At 66.1% G+C, this 17,388-nt stretch carries 11 protein-coding genes and 4 pseudogenes; 8 read left to right on the top strand and 7 right to left on the bottom strand.

From position 1 onward, the window contains the following. Nucleotides 1-36: 36 nt before the first annotated feature. Together ACFY5B_RS22865 and ACFY5B_RS22860 are read right to left on the bottom strand one after the other, a co-directional pair. The gene (locus ACFY5B_RS22865; protein ID WP_389971967.1) at nt 37-1,350 is read right to left on the bottom strand and encodes a Gfo/Idh/MocA family protein; all 1,314 of its coding nucleotides are present in this window, start codon (nt 1,348-1,350) and stop codon (nt 37-39) included. Nucleotides 1,351-1,841: 491 nt separating this feature from the next. Next, nucleotides 1,842-3,056, bottom strand: a complete 1,215-nt coding sequence (locus tag ACFY5B_RS22860) for an NlpC/P60 family protein (RefSeq protein WP_389971965.1) — start codon at nt 3,054-3,056, stop codon at nt 1,842-1,844. A 241-nt stretch (nt 3,057-3,297) separates the two neighbouring features. Here ACFY5B_RS22860 and ACFY5B_RS22855 point away from each other — a divergent pair, with 241 nt between their 5' ends. After that, nucleotides 3,298-3,672 (top strand): hypothetical protein, encoded by a 375-nt coding sequence (locus ACFY5B_RS22855; RefSeq protein WP_389971963.1) that lies wholly within the window; start codon nt 3,298-3,300, stop codon nt 3,670-3,672. A gap of 229 nt (nt 3,673-3,901) precedes the next feature. Here the strand turns inward: ACFY5B_RS22855 and ACFY5B_RS22850 are convergent. The 3 genes and pseudogenes from ACFY5B_RS22850 to ACFY5B_RS22840 all read right to left on the bottom strand — a co-directional run. Further along, nucleotides 3,902-4,099, bottom strand: a pseudogene (locus tag ACFY5B_RS22850) (hypothetical protein); the annotation flags it as partial. 201 nt (nt 4,100-4,300) lie between these two features. Continuing rightward, nucleotides 4,301-7,663 (bottom strand): discoidin domain-containing protein, encoded by a 3,363-nt coding sequence (locus ACFY5B_RS22845; protein WP_389971961.1) that lies wholly within the window; start codon nt 7,661-7,663, stop codon nt 4,301-4,303. 96 nt (nt 7,664-7,759) lie between these two features. Beyond that, entirely contained in the window at nt 7,760-8,104 is a 345-nt protein-coding gene (locus ACFY5B_RS22840) for a hypothetical protein (RefSeq protein WP_389972219.1), read from the bottom strand. Between ACFY5B_RS22840 and ACFY5B_RS22835 the strand changes: the two genes are divergently transcribed. Both ACFY5B_RS22835 and ACFY5B_RS22830 read left to right on the top strand, forming a co-directional pair. Then, nucleotides 7,988-8,428, top strand: a complete 441-nt coding sequence (locus ACFY5B_RS22835; protein WP_389972199.1) for a TetR family transcriptional regulator C-terminal domain-containing protein — start codon at nt 7,988-7,990, stop codon at nt 8,426-8,428. The two genes, ACFY5B_RS22840 and ACFY5B_RS22835, sit on opposite strands and share 117 nt — an antisense overlap. Before the next feature lie 256 nt (nt 8,429-8,684). Next, the gene (locus ACFY5B_RS22830) at nt 8,685-9,821 is read left to right on the top strand and encodes a tyrosine-type recombinase/integrase (protein ID WP_389971959.1); all 1,137 of its coding nucleotides are present in this window, start codon (nt 8,685-8,687) and stop codon (nt 9,819-9,821) included. Between the two features lie 228 nt (nt 9,822-10,049). On the opposite strand, the pseudogene ACFY5B_RS22825 reads toward ACFY5B_RS22830, so the two are convergent. After that, nucleotides 10,050-10,333, bottom strand: a pseudogene (locus tag ACFY5B_RS22825) (metallophosphoesterase); the annotation flags it as partial. Nucleotides 10,334-10,719: 386 nt separating this feature from the next. On the opposite strand from ACFY5B_RS22825, the pseudogene ACFY5B_RS22820 reads away from it, so the two are divergent. Continuing rightward, nucleotides 10,720-11,039 (top strand): annotated as a pseudogene (locus ACFY5B_RS22820) (MBL fold metallo-hydrolase); the annotation flags it as partial. A gap of 277 nt (nt 11,040-11,316) precedes the next feature. Beyond that, nucleotides 11,317-11,595 carry an ankyrin repeat domain-containing protein gene (locus tag ACFY5B_RS22815; RefSeq protein ID WP_389971957.1) on the top strand — a complete coding sequence of 93 codons (279 nt, stop codon included), beginning with the start codon at nt 11,317-11,319 and terminating at the stop codon, nt 11,593-11,595. On the opposite strand, the pseudogene ACFY5B_RS22810 reads toward ACFY5B_RS22815, so the two are convergent. Continuing rightward, nucleotides 11,564-11,844, bottom strand: a pseudogene (locus tag ACFY5B_RS22810) (IS5/IS1182 family transposase); the annotation flags it as partial. The gene ACFY5B_RS22815 and the pseudogene ACFY5B_RS22810 sit on opposite strands and share 32 nt — an antisense overlap. A 141-nt stretch (nt 11,845-11,985) precedes the next feature. Between ACFY5B_RS22810 and ACFY5B_RS22805 the strand changes: the two are divergent. From ACFY5B_RS22805 to ACFY5B_RS22795, 3 genes are read left to right on the top strand one after another with little or no spacing between them, the layout of a single operon-like run. Next, nucleotides 11,986-14,193: an ATP-binding protein gene (locus ACFY5B_RS22805; RefSeq protein WP_389971955.1), complete on the top strand. Its 2,208-nt coding sequence runs from the start codon at nt 11,986-11,988 to the stop codon at nt 14,191-14,193. Nucleotides 14,194-14,195: 2 nt separating this feature from the next. Continuing rightward, on the top strand, nt 14,196-14,906 hold the full coding sequence (locus tag ACFY5B_RS22800) for a response regulator (RefSeq protein WP_389971953.1): 711 nt from the start codon (nt 14,196-14,198) through the stop codon (nt 14,904-14,906). Further along, on the top strand, nt 14,903-15,997 hold the full coding sequence (locus ACFY5B_RS22795; RefSeq protein ID WP_389971951.1) for a ComEC/Rec2 family competence protein: 1,095 nt from the start codon (nt 14,903-14,905) through the stop codon (nt 15,995-15,997). The genes ACFY5B_RS22800 and ACFY5B_RS22795 overlap by 4 nt, the downstream gene beginning before the upstream one ends. Nucleotides 15,998-17,388 lie beyond the last annotated feature (1,391 nt).

The following is a 17,388-nucleotide window of genomic DNA, read 5'->3' as shown; positions in this document are numbered from 1 at the left end:
TCTATAACGATCGTCATCCTCGCCGGGGCGGGCCCGTCACACATCGAGCAGGGCCCGCGTGCGCACCGGGCTCCCCGACGCGAAGGACCGGTTCGCGGCGAGGCCCGTGACCAGTGAGCGCGCCCCGTCGACCGCGTCCGCCGCCCGGCCCAGCGGGTCGGCCACGGGTTCGCCGAAGAGATCCTCGAGCATGCGCACGTCCCCGCCGCCGTGGCCGCCCTCGCCGGTCGGGACCTTCAGTTCGCGCGGCGGTTCCCAGAACCGGCGCAGCATCAGCTCCGTGCGTCCCACCGTGTCGCCCACCGACTCTCCGTGCAGCACGGCACTCGCGCCCTGGATCCGTGCCCGGGGCCGGGTCCAGGTGGACTCCTCCACCAGCAGTTCGAGGCGGCCTCCGCTGCCGTTGAAGGCGATCCGGTACCCCTCCCAAGGGGCATAGGCGGTGAGGTGGTAGGTCAGCGTGGAGCCGGTCGCGTAGCGGACCAGCACCGCCATGTCGTCCTCGATCGTCACCCCTGGTCCGAAGACGTTCTGATCCCGGTGGTAGCCGTCCTCGGACTCCGCGTCCAGGTACAGCGCGGAGAGCAGCGGCGAGTCGGCCATCCGCACGGCGAACGGGTCGTCCGCAGCGGCCGGCGAGCCGTGCGCCCTCGCGTAGTCACGGGCCAGGCCGCGGCGTGTGCCCGCCTCGTCGCCGTAGAAGAACAGCCCGCCCTGCGCGTACACCGTCTGGGGCTCGGTGCCCAGCCACCAGTTGACCAGGTCGAAATGGTGGGTGGCCTTGTGCACCATCAGACCCCCGGAGTTGGCCTTCTCTCGGTGCCAGCGCCGGAAGTAGTCGGCGCCGTGCCGCAGGTCGAGCAGCCATTCGAAGTGCACGGAGCCCACTTCGCCGATCTCTCCGGCCGCGAGGGTCTCCCGGACGGCGGCGTGCACCGGGTTGTAACGGTAGTTGAAGGCGACCCGCACCTGACGGCCGGTGCGCCGCTGTGCGTCGAGGATGCGGCGGGCACGGTCCGCGTCCGTCGTCATCGGCTTCTCGGTGACCACGTCGCAGCCGGCCTCCAGAGCCTCGACGATGTAGTGGTCGTGAGTCCGGTCCACCGTGCAGACGACGACGAGATCGACGCGCTCGCGGCGCAGCATCAGAGCGAAGTCCTCGGCGGGGTAGGCGGGTACCGAGGCGCCGATCCACTCGTTGTGCACGGCCATCCGGTGGGGATTGACGTCGCAGAAACCCACCAGGTCGATCCGGTCCGCGTAGGGACCGGCGAGCGCCGTGGTGAACAGCCGGGCGCGGGCGCCCAGTCCCACCACGGCGCAGCGGCGGCGTGCGGTGTCGGAAGGCATGCGGTCTCCGTTTCGGTTCAGTTGGAGGACGACTCGGCGAGCGGGGGAGGAGAGACGGAAAGGAGAGGCCGTCGAGCGGAACGACTCCGGGGCGCGCCGCCATGACGATCCCCGCCAGGAGACGCCCTCCCGCCAGTCGGCCGCGCACCGCAGTCCCGCCGCCACGGCACTCGACTCGGGCCGCCGGTACGGCCATGCGGTTGATGCACAACTCGACGGTATGCCTCGCGATCGAAGGCGGGCAGGCGGCCTTCCGGCTCCTTGGACGCAGGCGGTGAGTGTGCTGCTCGGCCGGAACCGGATGACCATCCGGGTCCACCGCTGACCCGCACACGAGCGCCCGGCCCCATGGGGGAAGGCCGGGCGCTCGATCAGGGCTCAGACTCATGATCCGACGCGCCCGGGGCTGTGCTTGCGCCGCCGCACAGGGGGGCGGCACGGCGTGATCACCTTTTCAGCGCCGGGGCCGTTCGCCGCGTGAGCGCTGTCAGTCAGAACCAGCCGGTGCATTCGATGCTGCCGCCCCGGCCGTTGGTGCCGCAGGCTCGCATCACGAGGCCGGCGTCGTTCCACTGGGTGGTGTACGCGTCGTTGCCCGAGGTGACGGTGGTGTAGCCCAGCATCGAGTCCCAGGTTTTCCCTCCGTCGGCACTGCGGTCCACCCAGATCTCGTCGCCGACCGTGCCCCCGGTGATGCGGCCCCAGGCGCACTGGGTGGTGCCGTTGTAGCGGAGCTCCACGGTACGGCCGAAGACGGTGGTCGACTTGGCCGTCCATGCACCCGCGGAGTCGGGCTGAGTGCCGTCGCCGCAGGACGTGTTGTTCTCTGCGCCGGCCAGAGTTCCGCCGATCGCCGGAAAGTCACCGCAGGACGGTACGTCCTTGAGCAACGCCGGCCCCTGGACGAAGAGATTGCTGATCCAGCTGTGGTAGTCCGGCAGGTACGACCAGACGTTGTTCACCATGCCGTCGACCGTGGCTCGCTCGCCCACCCGCTGGCACAGCACCCGCACCTGCACGGAGATGCCGTTGCCGTTGGTGAAGTTGATGTGGCTGCCGGTGTTCGAGTCCTGCCGCAGATTGGGCTGGCCCCATGTCTTGTGGTACGAACCGCGGCCGTCCCATGTCCAGACCATCGGCACGGCGTCGGCGTGCGGGCGGAACGCGCCCTGGTAGCGGTCCCAGCGGGCGCTGATGGAGTTGACCTGGATTTTCGCGCCGGATTCCGGTGCCTCGACCATCAGTCCATTGCCGAGGTAGAGCGCGACGTGCGTCGGACCGAAGCCGTCCCGGCCGAAGTACATGATGTCGCCGGGCAGCAGCACGGCCGACCCCTGCGACTTCAGCAGCTTCGTGTGCGCGTATCCCGGTGTCGCGAAGGTCGCCTGCGTCGTGCGCTCTGTGATGATGTCCCGGCCGGTCGCCTTGTACCAGGCCCAGCGCACCAGGCCGATGCAGTCGAAGCTCCAGTAGGCCGGGTCCGCGGCGGTTTCCGGGTAGAAGCGGTCGTACATGCCTTGACTGGGACCGGGCATCCCCTGCGCGTGACCGCCGCCCCAGGCGTACTGCTGCCCGACGTATCGGCACGCAACCTGGACGGCCGCCTGCGCGGCCTGGCTCGCACCGGACTGCAACGGCGCGCATCCCGGGGCGGCGGTCGCCGGAGCGGCCGAGGCGACCGGCAGGCCGAGACTCACCACCGTCACGAGCGCGGCCAGCCATAGCCGTACCCGGCGACCCCATGGCCGCTCACTCCGCCACGCTCTCCCCGTTCCCCATGATCTGCGCACTCTGTCCACGGCACTCCCCCTGGTCTCGGTGGTCTCCCGCGAACGTACGCACTCGCCCTGCCTGCCGGGCCCTGACATCTGTCAGGACCTGCCACGCCCACCCGCTCCGTAAGGTCTCCGGTCATCACCCGATCCCACAGTGGAGGAGTCACCTTCCATGCGCACCAAGCTGAGGCGCGCCGCCGCGCTGGCCTTCGCCGGCGTGACCGCGGCCGTCGTCGCGACGGGCACCGCACAGGCCAAGCCGGCCGACACCTGGGCAGGTTGCCCGTACGGCGCAGTCTGCGTCTACCCGCAGAACCAGAACCCGGCCGTGTCGCCGAGCCACATCTACTGGACCTACGGCGCCCACAACCTCAGCAACCAGGTGGGTAACCACTGGGTGCTGAACAACCAGTACGACGGCGCGGTGGTCGAGCTGTGCCTCAGTTACAACGCGAACGACTGCACGTCGTCGATCGCGGCCGAACACGGCGAGTACCGGGACCTGACGCCCATCAACTCGCTGCATCTGAGGCCGCACTACAACTAGAAGGTCGGGGATGGCCTGCGCGACGCTGGAGGCCGGGCTCGAAGCCTCCTCCCGGTCGCCGGGTGGAGGCTTCGTCACATCGCCAGGCCTGTGCGCCGCCCCGGCCAGGCCACGCTGACAGGCGCCGGCCCTCTGGGCTTGCATGTCGAGCGTCGTGGGGCGGAGCCCGGACTCCACCATCCGTACCGCGCTGAGCAGGTAGGGCACCAGGAGGGCGTTGACGACAGGTGCGCACGCGCCGCAGCCGGGACTGCTTCTCCTCCTCGGTGGCGCGAGCCGGCTCGATGGCGCCCGGCCCGGTGCTCTCCGCGTGGGGGTCGCGGAAGGTGTTGACGCCGATGACGGGCGGGGTGCCGTCGTGCTTGCGCTGCTCGTGGAGCATCGACTCGTCCTGGATACGGCCGCGCTGGTAGACCGTCGGCGGCGCGCAGCACGATCCGGTCGCCGCCCTCGACGCCGAGGGCGGCGGCGATGGTGACCCGGCAGGGGTGGAGCGCTCCGGGATCGGTGGAGGCTCGGGCCTGTACCGAATTGTGTGGAGACGCTGATCGTTGAACCGCTCGACCCGATCCGCGGCGGTGAGGCCGTGGTGAATGACCTGCACCGCCGCCCGTTTCGGGATGGCCTGCTACTTGATACGGATCTCGGCGAGTTGGAGGCGGTACCTCGTGGTCTCGTCCGAGGCGGGCTTGCCGAGTTTCGAGACCTTCAGGCGTACGTAGCGGCCGGTGGCGGATGTGAGGGTGTAGGTCTGTGCGGCTCCGCCCGGGTTGGGCTCGGCGGTGATGGTACGGGCGGTGGTGTAGGTGCCGGCTCCATCGGGGCGGGTCTGGATGGTGAAGTCGACGGGGAAGCCCGCGGTGCCGCCGCCGACCGCGCCGGCGTCGGTGCGGGGGTGGAGGGTGACGGAGCGGATGGCCCGGTCGGCGCCGAGGTCGATCTCGATCCAGACCGGGGTGGCGGTGACGTCGGCGGAGGGGAAGTCGATGCTGGTGAAGCCCTTGGAGCCGGTCACGCTGGTGGTTGTGCCGTCGAGCACCCGGGTCTTGCCCCAGTCGCCGTTCTCCAGCGTGTAGTTGGCGGTGACGGTCGTCGCGGCGGTGGGGACGGTGAGCTCGGCGAGCTGGAGGCGGTACTTGGTGGTCTCGTCCACGGGGGGCGTACCGAGTTTGGTGGCCTGGAGGCGTACGTAACGGGCGGTGGTGGTCTTGAAGCCGTACGTCTGCACCAGCCCGCCCGGGTTGGGCTCGGCGGTGATGGTACGGGCGGTGGTGTAGGTGCCGGCTCCATCGGGGCGGGTCTGGATGGTGAAGTCGACGGGGAATCCCGCGGTGCCGCCGCCGGCCGCCGGGGTGTCCGTGCGGGGGAAGAGGCGTACGGCGTCGAGGTCGGTGTCGGCGCCGAGGTCGATCTCGACCCAGACCGGGTTGGCGCTGACGTCGGCGGAGGGGAAGTCGATGCTGGTGTAGCCCTTGGCACCGGCCACGCTGGTGAGCTTGCCGTCGGTGAGCCGGTTCCTGCCCCAGTCGCTGTTCTCGAGGCTGCTGTTGCTGGTGACGGGCCGGCCCAGCGCGAGGTTGTCGAGTCGGCCGGCGCCGCTGACCGTGAACGTCCAGCTGCCCGGCTGCAGGGTGAAGTAGACGTACGAGGTGTCCTTGCCCGCGTAACCGAGGCCGGAGACGCTGCCGGTGGCGGAGCCGCCCGTGAAGATGGTGGTGCCGTTCGCCTTGATGACCGGCGAGGAGCCGCCATAGGTCGGCACCCCCACCCGCGCGGTCGTGCCGCTCGGGGAGGTGAGGGTCAGCGTCACCTGGGTGCCGTCGCGGGTGATGCCGACGCGGATGTTGCCCCTGACGGTCGGTGTCACCGTGTTGACCTGCGTGAGAGTGCCGGTCTGCGGGACGACGTCGTACGTGGTCCAGCCGGGCTTGGTGGGGCGGACACCGGCGGCGTAGGCGGACAGGGTGTACAGAGAGCCGCCGTTCCAGGCGTGGTTGTCGGTGCCGCCCGACTTTTCCCATATCTCCCACAGGGTGTAGCAGGCGGGGTCGGCGACCTGGGCGGCGTAGCGGTTGCGCATCCGCTCCTCGGCGACGGTGGCCGCGCCCATGAGGTAGAGCGCTTCCAGGACGTAGAACTCCATGTACGGGCTGGCGTTGAGGTGGGTGCGCAGTACCGCGGTGACCGCCCGGTGGCGGGAGACGGGCGCGAGGCCGGCGACGACGGCGAGACCATTGGCGCGGTCGTCGGTGTCACCGCTGTAGCCGGGTGAGCGGTACTCGTTCCTCGAGGAGTTCCACAGAACGCGGTCGAAGTTGGCCTTGATGCTGTCGCGCTTGGTCTGCCAGGCGGTGACGTCGCCGCTGTTGCCGCTGAGACCGGCGAGGGTGATGGCCGTGTCGAGGGCCAGGTAGTACCAGCAGTTGTCCAGGACGCGGGCGTCGATGTTGCTGCCCCAGTCCTCCCAGTCCCAGTCCCCGGCGCGGTGGTTGACCAGTCCGTCGGCGTCCAGGCTCCACAGGTTCAGGTATGTCTTCACCGCCGGGTAGGCGCTGGTGACGGCGTCGGTCTTGCCGGTGTAGAGGTGATAGGTGCCGAAGGCCCATACCGAGGCGAGCATCTGAACGGGCAGTTCCGCGGTCCAGATGGTGGACGGGATCGGCGAGTAGAGCGCGCCGCCGGGCTTCTGCCAGGCGGTCAGCTCGGCGATGGCCTTGGCGCCGAGGGCGTGGGAGCGGGTGTCGAAGGTGTAGAAGCCTTCTTTGAGCTGGTTGACCACATCGCCCCACCACTGGGCGCGCTCGCGGGTGGGGCAGTCCATGTAGTTGTCGCGCATGTTGACGTACATGGTGCGGGCGGCCTTGGTCCACAGGGTGTCCAGGAAGGCGTCGCTGCTGCTGAACGACCCGGCGAAGTCGGTGTCGTAGCCGGACTCCCGGTACTTCAGATCCAGGATGGTGACGCCCGCCGGGATAGTGTACCGCACGGCCGTGCCGCTCATCCATGCCAGCGCCTCGAACTCCTGGACCCCGCCCCTGCAGACGTAGGTGGCGCGAATGTTGTTTTCCGCCCCGGGTGTGAGGCCGGTCAGGCCATCGCCGTCGGAGTAGTGGTCGGTCTGCATGCCGATCACCGCGCCGGCCGGAGCGTCCACCTTCAGGTACGGCGTGACCTGGAGGTTGGAGGGCAAAGTGGCCGTGATGGCGGTGGCGCCCTGTCCCGTGGACGGCAGCGACGACGCGTTGCTGTAGGACTTCGGGCCCGAGTACCGGAACTGCGGGACCGGTCGCTGGACGAGATCGTTCCAGGGCGCGCTGCCGGCGGCTCCGAAGTCGGTGGGAGCACTCCATGCGCTGTCGTCGAAGCCGGCCGACTCCCAGGCGGTCAGGGCGGTGGCGTTGCGGGCGTCGTAGTAGATGTTCGACTCGGGCAGGCGGAAGTTGACCTGGGTGCCGCTGGTGTTGTCGGAGTAGCCCCGGTGGACGGTGTGCTTCCAGCTGGTGTCGCTGACGACCCGGGTGGTGGTGGAACCGGTGGTGATGTCGGACTGGAACAGCAGGCCGCCCTTGCCGCTGCTGTTGTGCGAGAAGCCCTGCTTGCCGAAGTACCACACCAGCAGCGCCACCGTGTTGCTGCCGCTCTTCAGGTGAGGGGCGAGGTCGATCTCGTCGTAGTAGGTGCCGGTGCGGCTGGGGCCGCGCTTGAGCTGCCCGTCGAACACGACGAGTGTGCCGTTGACCCACAGCCAGTACTTGGAGTCCGCCGCGATCTGCGTCACCGCCTTGGACGGCGCGGAGCCCAAGGTGAACGATCTACGGAACGCCACCCACTGGTTCGCCGAGCTGGACGGAGCCCAGATCCACTTTGCGGTCCAGGAGACGGCGGCCGACGCCGGGGGAGCGAGCCCCGGTAGAAGCACCGAGCCGAGGGTGGGCGTGAGCGCCACGGCTATGGCCGAGCGCAGGACAGACCGACGCGTTGCAGAGGACATGCGGGCTCCTGCTGACGATGTGCGGTGATGCTAGGGAGGGGGCGCCCTGGAAACCGGGGGAAGAGCGCGGTCTGCGGGACGACTTTTTGAATCGTTTCATTCGCGTGCTTGCAGCGGGAATTGTTCGGCGTCGCGCCAGGGGGTGTCAAGGCCCGTGCAGTCGCTGTCCGGCTCCGTCACCGCTTCAGCTCTCGGGAGGAACTCCTCCGGGAAGTCCTCACCCGCTTCACCGCAAGGAGTGCCGAAGCGGCGCGGAATGCCCTCCGGGAGGGTGGCGATCTCGGTACGAGGATGTCCGAGGGCCTGGGCGCTTTCTGGGACGGTGTGGAACTCGGTCCGGGAGAGCACCGGGTGACCTATGAGCTCACGCATTACGCCTTGCGGCAGGCCGGCTTCGAGGAACTGGCTCGCCGACAGCACCAGAGCTGCCTGGAAGTCCACCTGGGTCTCCTCGCGGAGGCTGCCGAGGCCGAGGGGATCCGTTGGACTGTTCCTCTACCGGTCCTCACCCGCTATCTCAACGCGGTATTGGACGGCCTGATCCTGCGCTGGCTGGTCGACCGCAAGAGCGAGGAGCCGCGAGGTGCTGCATCTGACCGGCGAGCATCTTCTGCCCCTCGCCGAGAAGAAGGAATAGTCGCGGGTTCAAGGAAGAGTTGCGGGATCAAGAACCGGTTGGTGCCGACGGCCTGCAGCTTGGTGTCCTTGCGGATCGAGTCGCCGCGGGGGCGCCCTGGTGTGCGTAAGTCGTGCAGGTCAGGGTGAATGGCCAACCTCCCTGTGGTGCCCTGTGATCCATCCTGCCCGCTTCCGATCAACCCCGTTCACCCCCCGCCCGCTTCCCTGCACATTCCTTTGGAAAATCTGATGCTTGGTCATCTCCGCAGGTCAGAGGCATGATGATCAGGTCCAGGTCAGCAAATGGTCAGCAAGAGGCATGGCTGAGTACTGCACCGCTGCCCCTCGGTCCGTCGCTGACGCCCCAAGGGGCGGACCTGCTCTTGTTCGGAAGGTTTCATTCGTGGCACGCCAGCTCGCCCGCGGCATGGGTTCGTTTTTCAAGGACTGCTCCTGCGTCAAGCCCACTCGTTGCCCCCACCGGTACACCATTCGTTTCCGGGATGCGCTGGGGAAACAGCGTGAGGAGAGGGGCTTCACTTCCCAGGATGATGCGATCGAGCGACTTTCGAAGTTGTATGCCGAGAAGAAGGCGACGGCACCCGCGCTGGCGGAGGCCCGTCGAGAATTGGGCCAACAGACCATCAGGGAGTACTCGGAAACGTGGCTGCCCCGGCAACGCAGAATGACGGAATACTCTACGAAGGAGAACGTGCTCAGCTCTCTTAACGTGCACATCAACCCGACGCTGGGGTCGAGGAAATTGAACTCAGTGACACCGACCGTGGTGGAGCAGTTTCTCGATGACCTGGAGGCGAACGGTGTCGGTCGGGGTAACCAGGTGAGCATCTTCCGGGTCCTCAAGTCGATCCTCTTGGATGCCCATGAGAAGGGAGCCATTCCGAGTAACCCTGTGAAGGGCGTGCAAGGGCCGGAGTACGTGCGCGACAGGGTGAGTATCCCCACGTTGGGTTACATAGAAAAGGCGCTGTCAATAGCTCATGAGGACCTTGCCCTGGAAATCACTATGATGGTCGGCTGCGGTCTGCGAAACGGCGAAGCTCGGGCTGTCAACCTGAACAACATCGTTGCAGACGATGTCTACCGTGTACACGAGCAGATACATGCCAGGTTGAATAGGCCGGCGAAGTTGAAGCACCGAAAAGTGGGTGAGTTTCGGGAGGTTCCCCTACCTCGTACGGTGCGTGAGGAAATGGAGAAGTTCGCAAAGAGGCGTCCGGTGACTTCGGAGGGGTACCTTCTTCGTGGCCCGAGCGGATATTACACACAAGGAATGGAACACTATCGCGTACAGAAACTGTTCAAGCAGTTGCCGCCAGAAGAGGGGGTTGGTATGTACAGCTTCCGTCACTTCTTTGCGTCGAACGCCCTCAGTAACGGTATACCGGTCACCGACGTAGCCGAGTGGATGGATCACAAATCGATCGAGGAGACATATCGGACTTACCGGCACCTGATGCCGGGAAGCATCACGAAGGCTGCGCGCATTCTGGACGCCGGTCTTTGGGCTGCTGCCTGACTGTGGTGCTGAGCCAACCAGCAGGTTCTTCGTCTGCTGGTGGTACTGGCGTCAAACGTCGCTGCCCTGCGTAAAACGTGGCCACGTGTTGCTCGTTGTGGCCGTCGGGCCGGGAATGGCCCGGATCTTGTCCTCGGCGAGACGAGCCTGGTTATCTGTCGCCGCCGCGCCCCAGCTCAAGGACACTTGAAAGCGGATGTGTTGGCCCGCCCTCTGCTGCGGCGCGATGGGCAGGTGTGGGGAGCGGAGCACGAGCAGGGTGATCTCGCTGGGGGCGAAGACGCGGAACGGCGGGCCCAGAAGCCGGTGCCGCGGTTGGTGTAGAGGAGGGTGCGGGGACCGTGGTGGCTGAGGCTGGCGAGGGCGGGCTGGTCGATGCGGTCCAAGTGGTGGAAGGGCCAGATCTGGCCGCCGTGGGTGTGGCCGGAGAGCCGGAGGTCGATGCCAGCGGCCGCCGCCCGGTCGACGAACTTGGGCTGGTGAGCCAGGAGCAGGACGGGTAGGTCGGGGTCGTCTGCCGTTCAGGGCGCGCCTGGCCCGGGGCTGCGGCGTCGACGTCAGCGAATGACGCAGCGGGCCCCATTGTGTGTGGGGTGGGGGCCAGTGTGCAGCGGATGCCGGACAGTCGCCCCGTGCTCAGACTCGCATGACGTGCTACGCGCGCGGCGGAGCTGGTTCACGTTGGTCAAGTTGCCTTGCCCTGGGAGTCGGCGAGGTCGTTCAGGACCGCGTTGACCACAGGCCAGCACATGTTCAGTGATTCGCGGTCTGGGGCATGAGCCTCGCGAATCTCGGCGCGTGGGTGGACGAAATTGCGATACCGGCGCAGTTCGTGGCAGAAGCGCTCAACTGGGTGTCGCCCAAGAACTACACGGACTATACGCCGCTGCCCGGGGCGTGGCCAGACATTCACATGTCGCCGGCCCAGGTGGTGCAGGCACATCTTGACCTGCAGGGAGGCGGTCCGGGCGGGGTTCTGCTGCTGATCCACTGGGGGACGTTCAACCTGGCTTTCCATGCGTGGGCGGAGCCGGGTGAGTCCAGGCAGTGGCGTTCCCGCGGCCGGGGGAGCCGTTCGAGCCGGCGGGAAAGCTTCAGGTCGAGCCGTGGTGGCGGGCGGTCTCCGGCCCGATCGCGCACCCCTGGCGGCGTCCCCGGATCGCTGAGGGTGTGGCCGAGACGGGCAAGGGTGATCTCGACCTCGCCGGTGAGCGGTGACGTCGGTCGGGGATGAGCTCGGCGCGATGGCCCGGATGCTGGAACGTCTCACGCCTGAGCAGCAGGATCGTGTGCTGGGAGCCTTGGACGGGGCGCCTCGTGCGGAGCGTGAAGCCACTGCTCAGCGATTCACACCCTTGCCGTCCCTAGACGGCTCGCCTCGGGTTGTCGTCCGAACACGCATCTTGGTGCGCTGAACTAAGACGTCATCTCCACTGGTGTCTGATGGCGTCGATAGTCGCTGGCAGGCGTGCTGTCGGGACCGTTGAATGTCGTGGTGAGCGACTACTGGACACCCGCGCATCAAGCGGTCGAGCAGGAGGATGCTGAGACCCTGGCCCGGTTGCTGGCCACTGGTTCCGAGCCCGACGAGGTCTTCAGCAAGATGACGCTGCTGACGCACGCGATCGACGTCGAGGGTGATGGCTCCCTGCAGAGCGGGCAGGCGTTGACTGTGCACACCACGGCCGTGTTGCTGGCCTTCGGGGCGGATCCGGAACTCGCAGACCCACATGGCCGCACCCTCATGGACATGGCCGATCACTACAGCAGATGAGAGTGCAGGCGATGCTCGTGAAGGCGAGGAAGTGCTCGGCCTTGCGTTCATAGCGGCGGTGCAGGCGCCGGCGAGCCAGGCCATGGTGCGCTCAATGGTCGAGCGGAGGCGGCCGAGCCACTGCGAGGTCTCGATCCCCCCTCGGGCGATGCGCTGCTTGATGCCACGCACGCGTAACCATCGGCGCAGGTGAAGCTAGTTGTAACCCTTGTCTGCGTGAAGCTTGGCCGGCCTGAGTCGCCGCCGACCGCGGCGGGAACACCAGAGCATGCAACAGTTCAGCGAGCCTGGGCGGCACCCTATTGTGACGTAACGTCAGAAGGCTTCGCTTGCACGGTCATTATGCAGCTAGCATGCTGGAATCCCACTGCTGATGAGAGGTGGCGCCGGTTGGCCAGGCATTATCTGCGCTTCGCGCCCAAGATCCTCACGCGTCTCGGTGAAGAGCTCGTTCCGCATCCGGACATGGGGATCATGGAGTTGGTACGCAACGCGTACGACGCCGACGCCACCGAGTGCAGCATCGAGTTGGTCGACTCCGCGCGCCCTGGTGGCTCGATCATCGTTTCGGACGACGGGCACGGTATGACTGATGCCGAGCTCACCTCCGACTTCCTGCTCATCGGCAGTTCCAGGAAACCGTCGTCGCCGTTCACCAGCAGCGGTCGAAGGCGGGTCGGCGAGAAGGGGCTCGGGCGTCTTGCGGCGCTTCGCCTGGGCCGGCGCGTGAAGGTCACGACACGATCAGCGGCGAGCCCAGGGGTGCAGTACACCCTGGGTATCGACTGGGACGAACTAGACTCCGCTCAGGCGGTGGAGGACGTAGCGCTCGAACTCCGCGACGTCCTGCCTCACGCCCGCGTGGGAACTCGTATCGAGATACACGATCTCCGGCAGGGTTTGAGCGTCGCCGATGTCGAGCGGCTGACGCGCTCGCTCACGCTGCTCACGGGCCCGTTTCAGACCGAGTCGACCTTCAAGATTCGCTGGAATCAAACGGCGTTCGGATACGAGGACCTCACCTCGGCCGTGACGGATGAACATTTGCAGTGGGCCGAGTTCCACCTGTCGGGGCGGCTGGGTGTAGATGGTAGCCAGTCGGCGGAACTCAGGGATCACCATGGGCATCTGATCGGCACCGCAACGGCGGATGATCTTCGGTCTGTAGCCACAGGAGGGCGACGCCGAATCACCACCGACGACGGCCAACGTCTCTTCACCAGTGCCCCTGCGGCCAGGTTCGATCTGTGGATGTTTAACCTCAACCCGAGGCATTCGGTCGCCCTGCGTGACTCGATTCAGCCGACACCGGAGATCAAGAGCTGGCTCGCAGACGTCGGCGGTGTGCACCTGTATCACCACGGGCTGCGCGTCCAGCCCTACGGTGACCCTGACGACGACTGGCTGAGCATCAACGTCCGCCGTGCTGTGCTTTCCGAATTCCGGCCCTACACGAACAACTCCGTAGGGGCGCTGGTCGTCAACGACCCAGAAGATCGCCTCCAGCCGAAGACGGACCGTAGCGGTTTCGTCCAGAACGCGGCCTTCGGTGAGCTACGTGAGTTCGCCCGGTCCGCGATCGAGTGGGCGTCACAGCGCCGTCGCCAGATTCGCGAGGCCGAACGGCAGGAACAACGCAAGCGCGCGAAGACGCAGACGGCCGACGCCGAGGCCGAATTCACCGAGGCCAAGAAGGCCCTTGAAGAGCAACTTGCGGACAACCAGGGACGTCTGGACGGCAACTTCGACCGTGCGTCGGTACAGCGCATCCTGACCACCTCGCAGCTCCTCGCGGACCAGCGTCTGCGAGAGATCAAGGATCTCCACTCCGAGCTGCTCCTCTACCGGGCCCTCGCTACCGTGGGAACGAGTACCGCCGTGTTCGCCCACGAGGCGCAGCAGCCCGCTGATCGCATCCTCCAGGAAGTGCGCACGGTCGACAGAAGGGTGCGTCGGGACCTGGATCCGGCGACCGTCGACGATCGCTACAAACCGTCCCTGAGCGCCATCACGGATGGGGCCCGCACCTTGCAGATTTTTGCGAAGCTCCCCTTGGAACTCCTTGTCCGCAAGAAGCGCGATCTGACATACGTGGACATCGACGAAGTGTGTCTGGCCACATTGCGGCTGTTCCACAACTTCCTAAGTGACCGCGGCATTCACGTCACCCAGGACCTCGGCTGCCAGAACCTTCGCGTACGAACCTACGAGGCTGCGGTCGAATCCATCGTCTCCAATCTGCTCGTCAACTCCATCCACGCGCTGACGCGTACGGACGGCGGGTCCGAGCGCAGGATCCATCTCGCGACGCGCTCCTTCGTCGACAAGGACACCCCATGGATTCGCCTCATCGTGGATGACTCGGGCCCAGGTATCCAGGATGCCTCAATCGAAGAGATCTGGGTTCCCGGATTCACGACGCGAGACGGCGGGACAGGCTTGGGGCTGACCATCGTCCGTGACACTGTCGGCGACATGCTGGGCCGTCAGGAGGCGCTCAAAAACGGTCCTTTGGGAGGCGCCCGGCTCCTGGTCGAGTTGCCTGCCTCGACGGCAACCCTCGCCGCCAAGACCGCGAACGACGAACGGGAGGAGTGACGATGGCTCTGTACCTTGAGGGTGTCCGCAAGGTCGGCATCGTGGACGATGTGAAGGCCGACGCGGAAGCCCTTGGTCGGCTCTTCGAAGACTTCGACATGCAGGCTCTGATCATGCCCCGGCCGCAGCCCCGGGCCACGGCGGAGGAGTATCTGTCGACGCTCCCCCCTCTAGACGTACTCGTCTGCGACCACCAGCTGAGCAACAGCTGGCCGGTCGCGTTCACGGGAGCGGAGCTCGCTGCCAGGGCCAACAGCAGCCCTCACAAGCTTCCAGCCATCGTTATGAGTTCGCATGTAGGCACCCACGAGGCATCCTCCATCCACCGTTGGCGGGCCGACATCCCCGCGGTCGTCCCCAAGCAGGCCGACGAAGAAGAAGTCCTCGGCGCCGTCCGATACGCCCTCGAAGAGGCGGCCGGCAAGTGGTCACGAGAGCGGAGCCGGTTCCGCACCCCGGTCGAGGTCCTCGCCGTGTACCCGGCAGGCGCAACGCCGTATGCCGAGGTGCTGGTCAGCGGCTGGAGTCTGACGCAGGTGGCGCACCTGCCACTCCTACGCTTCGAGGAGGACACCGGGATCCCGGCCGACGCCCTGCTGCCAGGCACCTGGTTACGGGCCGAGGTCAACTGCTACGCCCCTCGGGCTGAGGACCTCTGCTTCGCACACATCTCCCTGGCCCCCCAACTGTCCGAGGAAGTCAGCGCCCTGTGACCGCTGCTTTTGTCCCCCGTCAGAGCGCATCCCCCGAGGGCGATCTAGCGGTCACGATCCTGGATGTCGGTCATGGCAACTCCGCCATCGTGCGCGACGGAAAACGGTGCGCGGTTGTCGACGCCGCGGACGACACCACACACGCCGAACTCGAAAGACTCGGCTGCACGGACCTTGAAGAGGTCATCGTCTCGCACGTCGACAACGATCACATCGCGGGAATGAACAGACTCCTCCTGGACCCGCGGTGGTCGCTCGGCCGCGTCCGGGTCAACGCTGACGCGTCCAAAGACAGTCGGGCGTGGCGGCACCTGCAGGAAACTCTGCAGCTCGTGTCGGACGACGAGCGCATCACGGGCATCCTGCCGGTGTACACGGATACGGGCCTGCCCATCCGGGTGGGCCGGGCGGAGCTCGAAGTGTGTCATCCTCGGCCGTTGATGGCGCTCTCAGGTCCACGCACGCGCGATGCCCGGTTCGGCACGGTGACGAGCAACACCATGTCCGCCGTCATCCGGATTCATCTCGACGGCGCGGCTGCCGTGCTCCTCGCCAGCGACATCGACGGCGTCGGCTTGAGGGACATCTTGGACCGCCGGAGTAAGCAACTCTGCGCAGATGTTCTCGTCTTCCCGCATCACGGTGGCCTTCCCGGGGCTATGAATCCGGTGGAGTTCGCGCGCTCGCTCACGTCCGCGGTTGACCCGCGCATGGTGATCTTCTCGATGGGGACGAGCGGCCGGACAGCCAATCCGCGACCAGAAATCATCCAAGGGGTACGGGCGGCGGCACCCGACGCACACATCGCCTGCACGCAGCTGTCGGTCCACTGCCACGAGGTGGGCTCTCCGCCGCCACCCGAAGGACACCTCTCCAAGGCCATGGCCCGTGGCCGCTCCGCGAATCGCTGCTGCGCAGGCAGCATCGTGATCACTCGCACCGAGAACGGCTTCCAGTACGCGCCGCCGCTGCCTCGTCATGGCGAATTCGTGCTCGCACTGGCGTCAGGGACGGAGACAAGAACGTTGCCGTTATGTCGCGTGGGAGCGTCGCCGATCCCGAACCCTTCGACTGACAACAGCGTTAGATAACAGCAGGTGGACGAAGTCAGTTATGTCTCGGCCCAGACCGTTTCAATCTGCCGCTCCAGTTCGAAGCGGTGGTGGAGGCCGCGTAGCTCCCTCCAGCCGCTGGGGCCGCTGACCGAACGCGCCCGGTCAGCGGCCCTTCTGGGCTCGCGCGTAGCAGGCGTAGAACAGGTCACGTGACCGTTCAGAAATTGATTACTCAAGCAGTGGATGAACAAAGGTCACGGTATGAGTGACCTCTCCACTCTCCGACACCTCCTCGGAGAACACGAACCTACCGTGCATGCTGCTGTCCACTGCCGGCGAAGAAGGGAAGGCTTCCACCCTTGACCCTCGATCGAATCCAGGGGCCTTCTGGGTAGCGATTTCATCAATCACCGCGCCGAGGTCTAAAGAGGGGGCACTGTCGACCCAGGTCTCAGTCCACCCTCCTTGAGGGAAGTCTCTCGGATCCCCAGACCGTAGGTGCTGGCGCATCGACTCCAATACCCAATCCTCGACAGTACGAGCAGCCTCCCGATTCGGAACGAGGCACCGATCAATCAGGACACCGCCCCGAGAGATGTGGGCAGCGACGCGGTCATACACCCTCGGCTCGCTATGCGTGATTCCGACCTTGATCAGCCCAAGGGGTAGAAAGTGGATCAGATATACCCAGTGAGGGAGATCCGGGTCGACCCCCTCTGCGCATCGCAAGCAAGGAGGGGCGCCAGCAGCGAGCGCACAGATGGAGACTTTCCTGCTCGCACCACAGTCGGGCTCAGCACAGTGCGCAGAGACTGGGTCCGATAGCTTCGCATACCCATCGTGCTCTCGAATCAATCCGAACTTGCCATAGAACTCGTTTTGCCAACCAGCGAACTTTGATGTGAAGCATGCATAGCAATGCGTCCATGGCTTACTCGAACTCGAAAGTATATGGACGGCGTTGAAGGTGTTCGGGGCAGCACAGAGTATGCACACGACATCGATCGACTCCCAAACTTCCCCGATACGGCAGACCATTTGACTCTCGGGAAGCGTCCTCCCAGCCCCATCCACCATTTCAAAACCCGCTTCGCGGGCCATTCGGGCCACGTCGCTCTGGTCCATCAGCCAGTGCTCTGGGTCCCGCGCCAGGCCGTCCTCATACATGCGGCGACTGACGCACCAGTTGCAGAGTTCAATACTTCGCGACTGGATCTCCTTGTACGGAATCGCCCCGGGCCTGCCACAGGTCTGGCACCGGTAGTTCCTCGGGGCCCCAGGAGATACAAACGTCCCCTCTGGATCTACCTTGAGTGCACGGTAGATCGCATCGATACACTCAACACAGCGTCCTGGCTTGCCTTTGCGATTGGCGCTCTCATTCTTGCCACACCTGGAACAGGGTCGGACTGCCATGGGGCCCCCTT

The sequence above is a fragment of the Streptomyces sp. NPDC013187 genome, from assembly GCF_042899705.1.
In the GTDB taxonomy this organism is placed as follows: domain Bacteria; phylum Actinomycetota; class Actinomycetes; order Streptomycetales; family Streptomycetaceae; genus Streptomyces; species Streptomyces hawaiiensis_A.
This window is presented reverse-complemented; position numbering and strand designations above follow the sequence as displayed.

Excerpts from the sequence above, each read along its gene's own strand:
- ACFY5B_RS22855 (WP_389971963.1), top strand. The coding sequence starts at position 3,298 with ATGCGCACCAAGCTGAGGCGCGCCGCCGCGCTGGCCTTCGCCGGCGTG.
- ACFY5B_RS22865 (WP_389971967.1), bottom strand. The coding sequence starts at position 1,350 with ATGCCTTCCGACACCGCACGCCGCCGCTGCGCCGTGGTGGGACTGGGC.
- ACFY5B_RS22845 (WP_389971961.1), bottom strand. The coding sequence starts at position 7,663 with ATGTCCTCTGCAACGCGTCGGTCTGTCCTGCGCTCGGCCATAGCCGTG.
- ACFY5B_RS22800 (WP_389971953.1), top strand. The coding sequence starts at position 14,196 with ATGGCTCTGTACCTTGAGGGTGTCCGCAAGGTCGGCATCGTGGACGAT.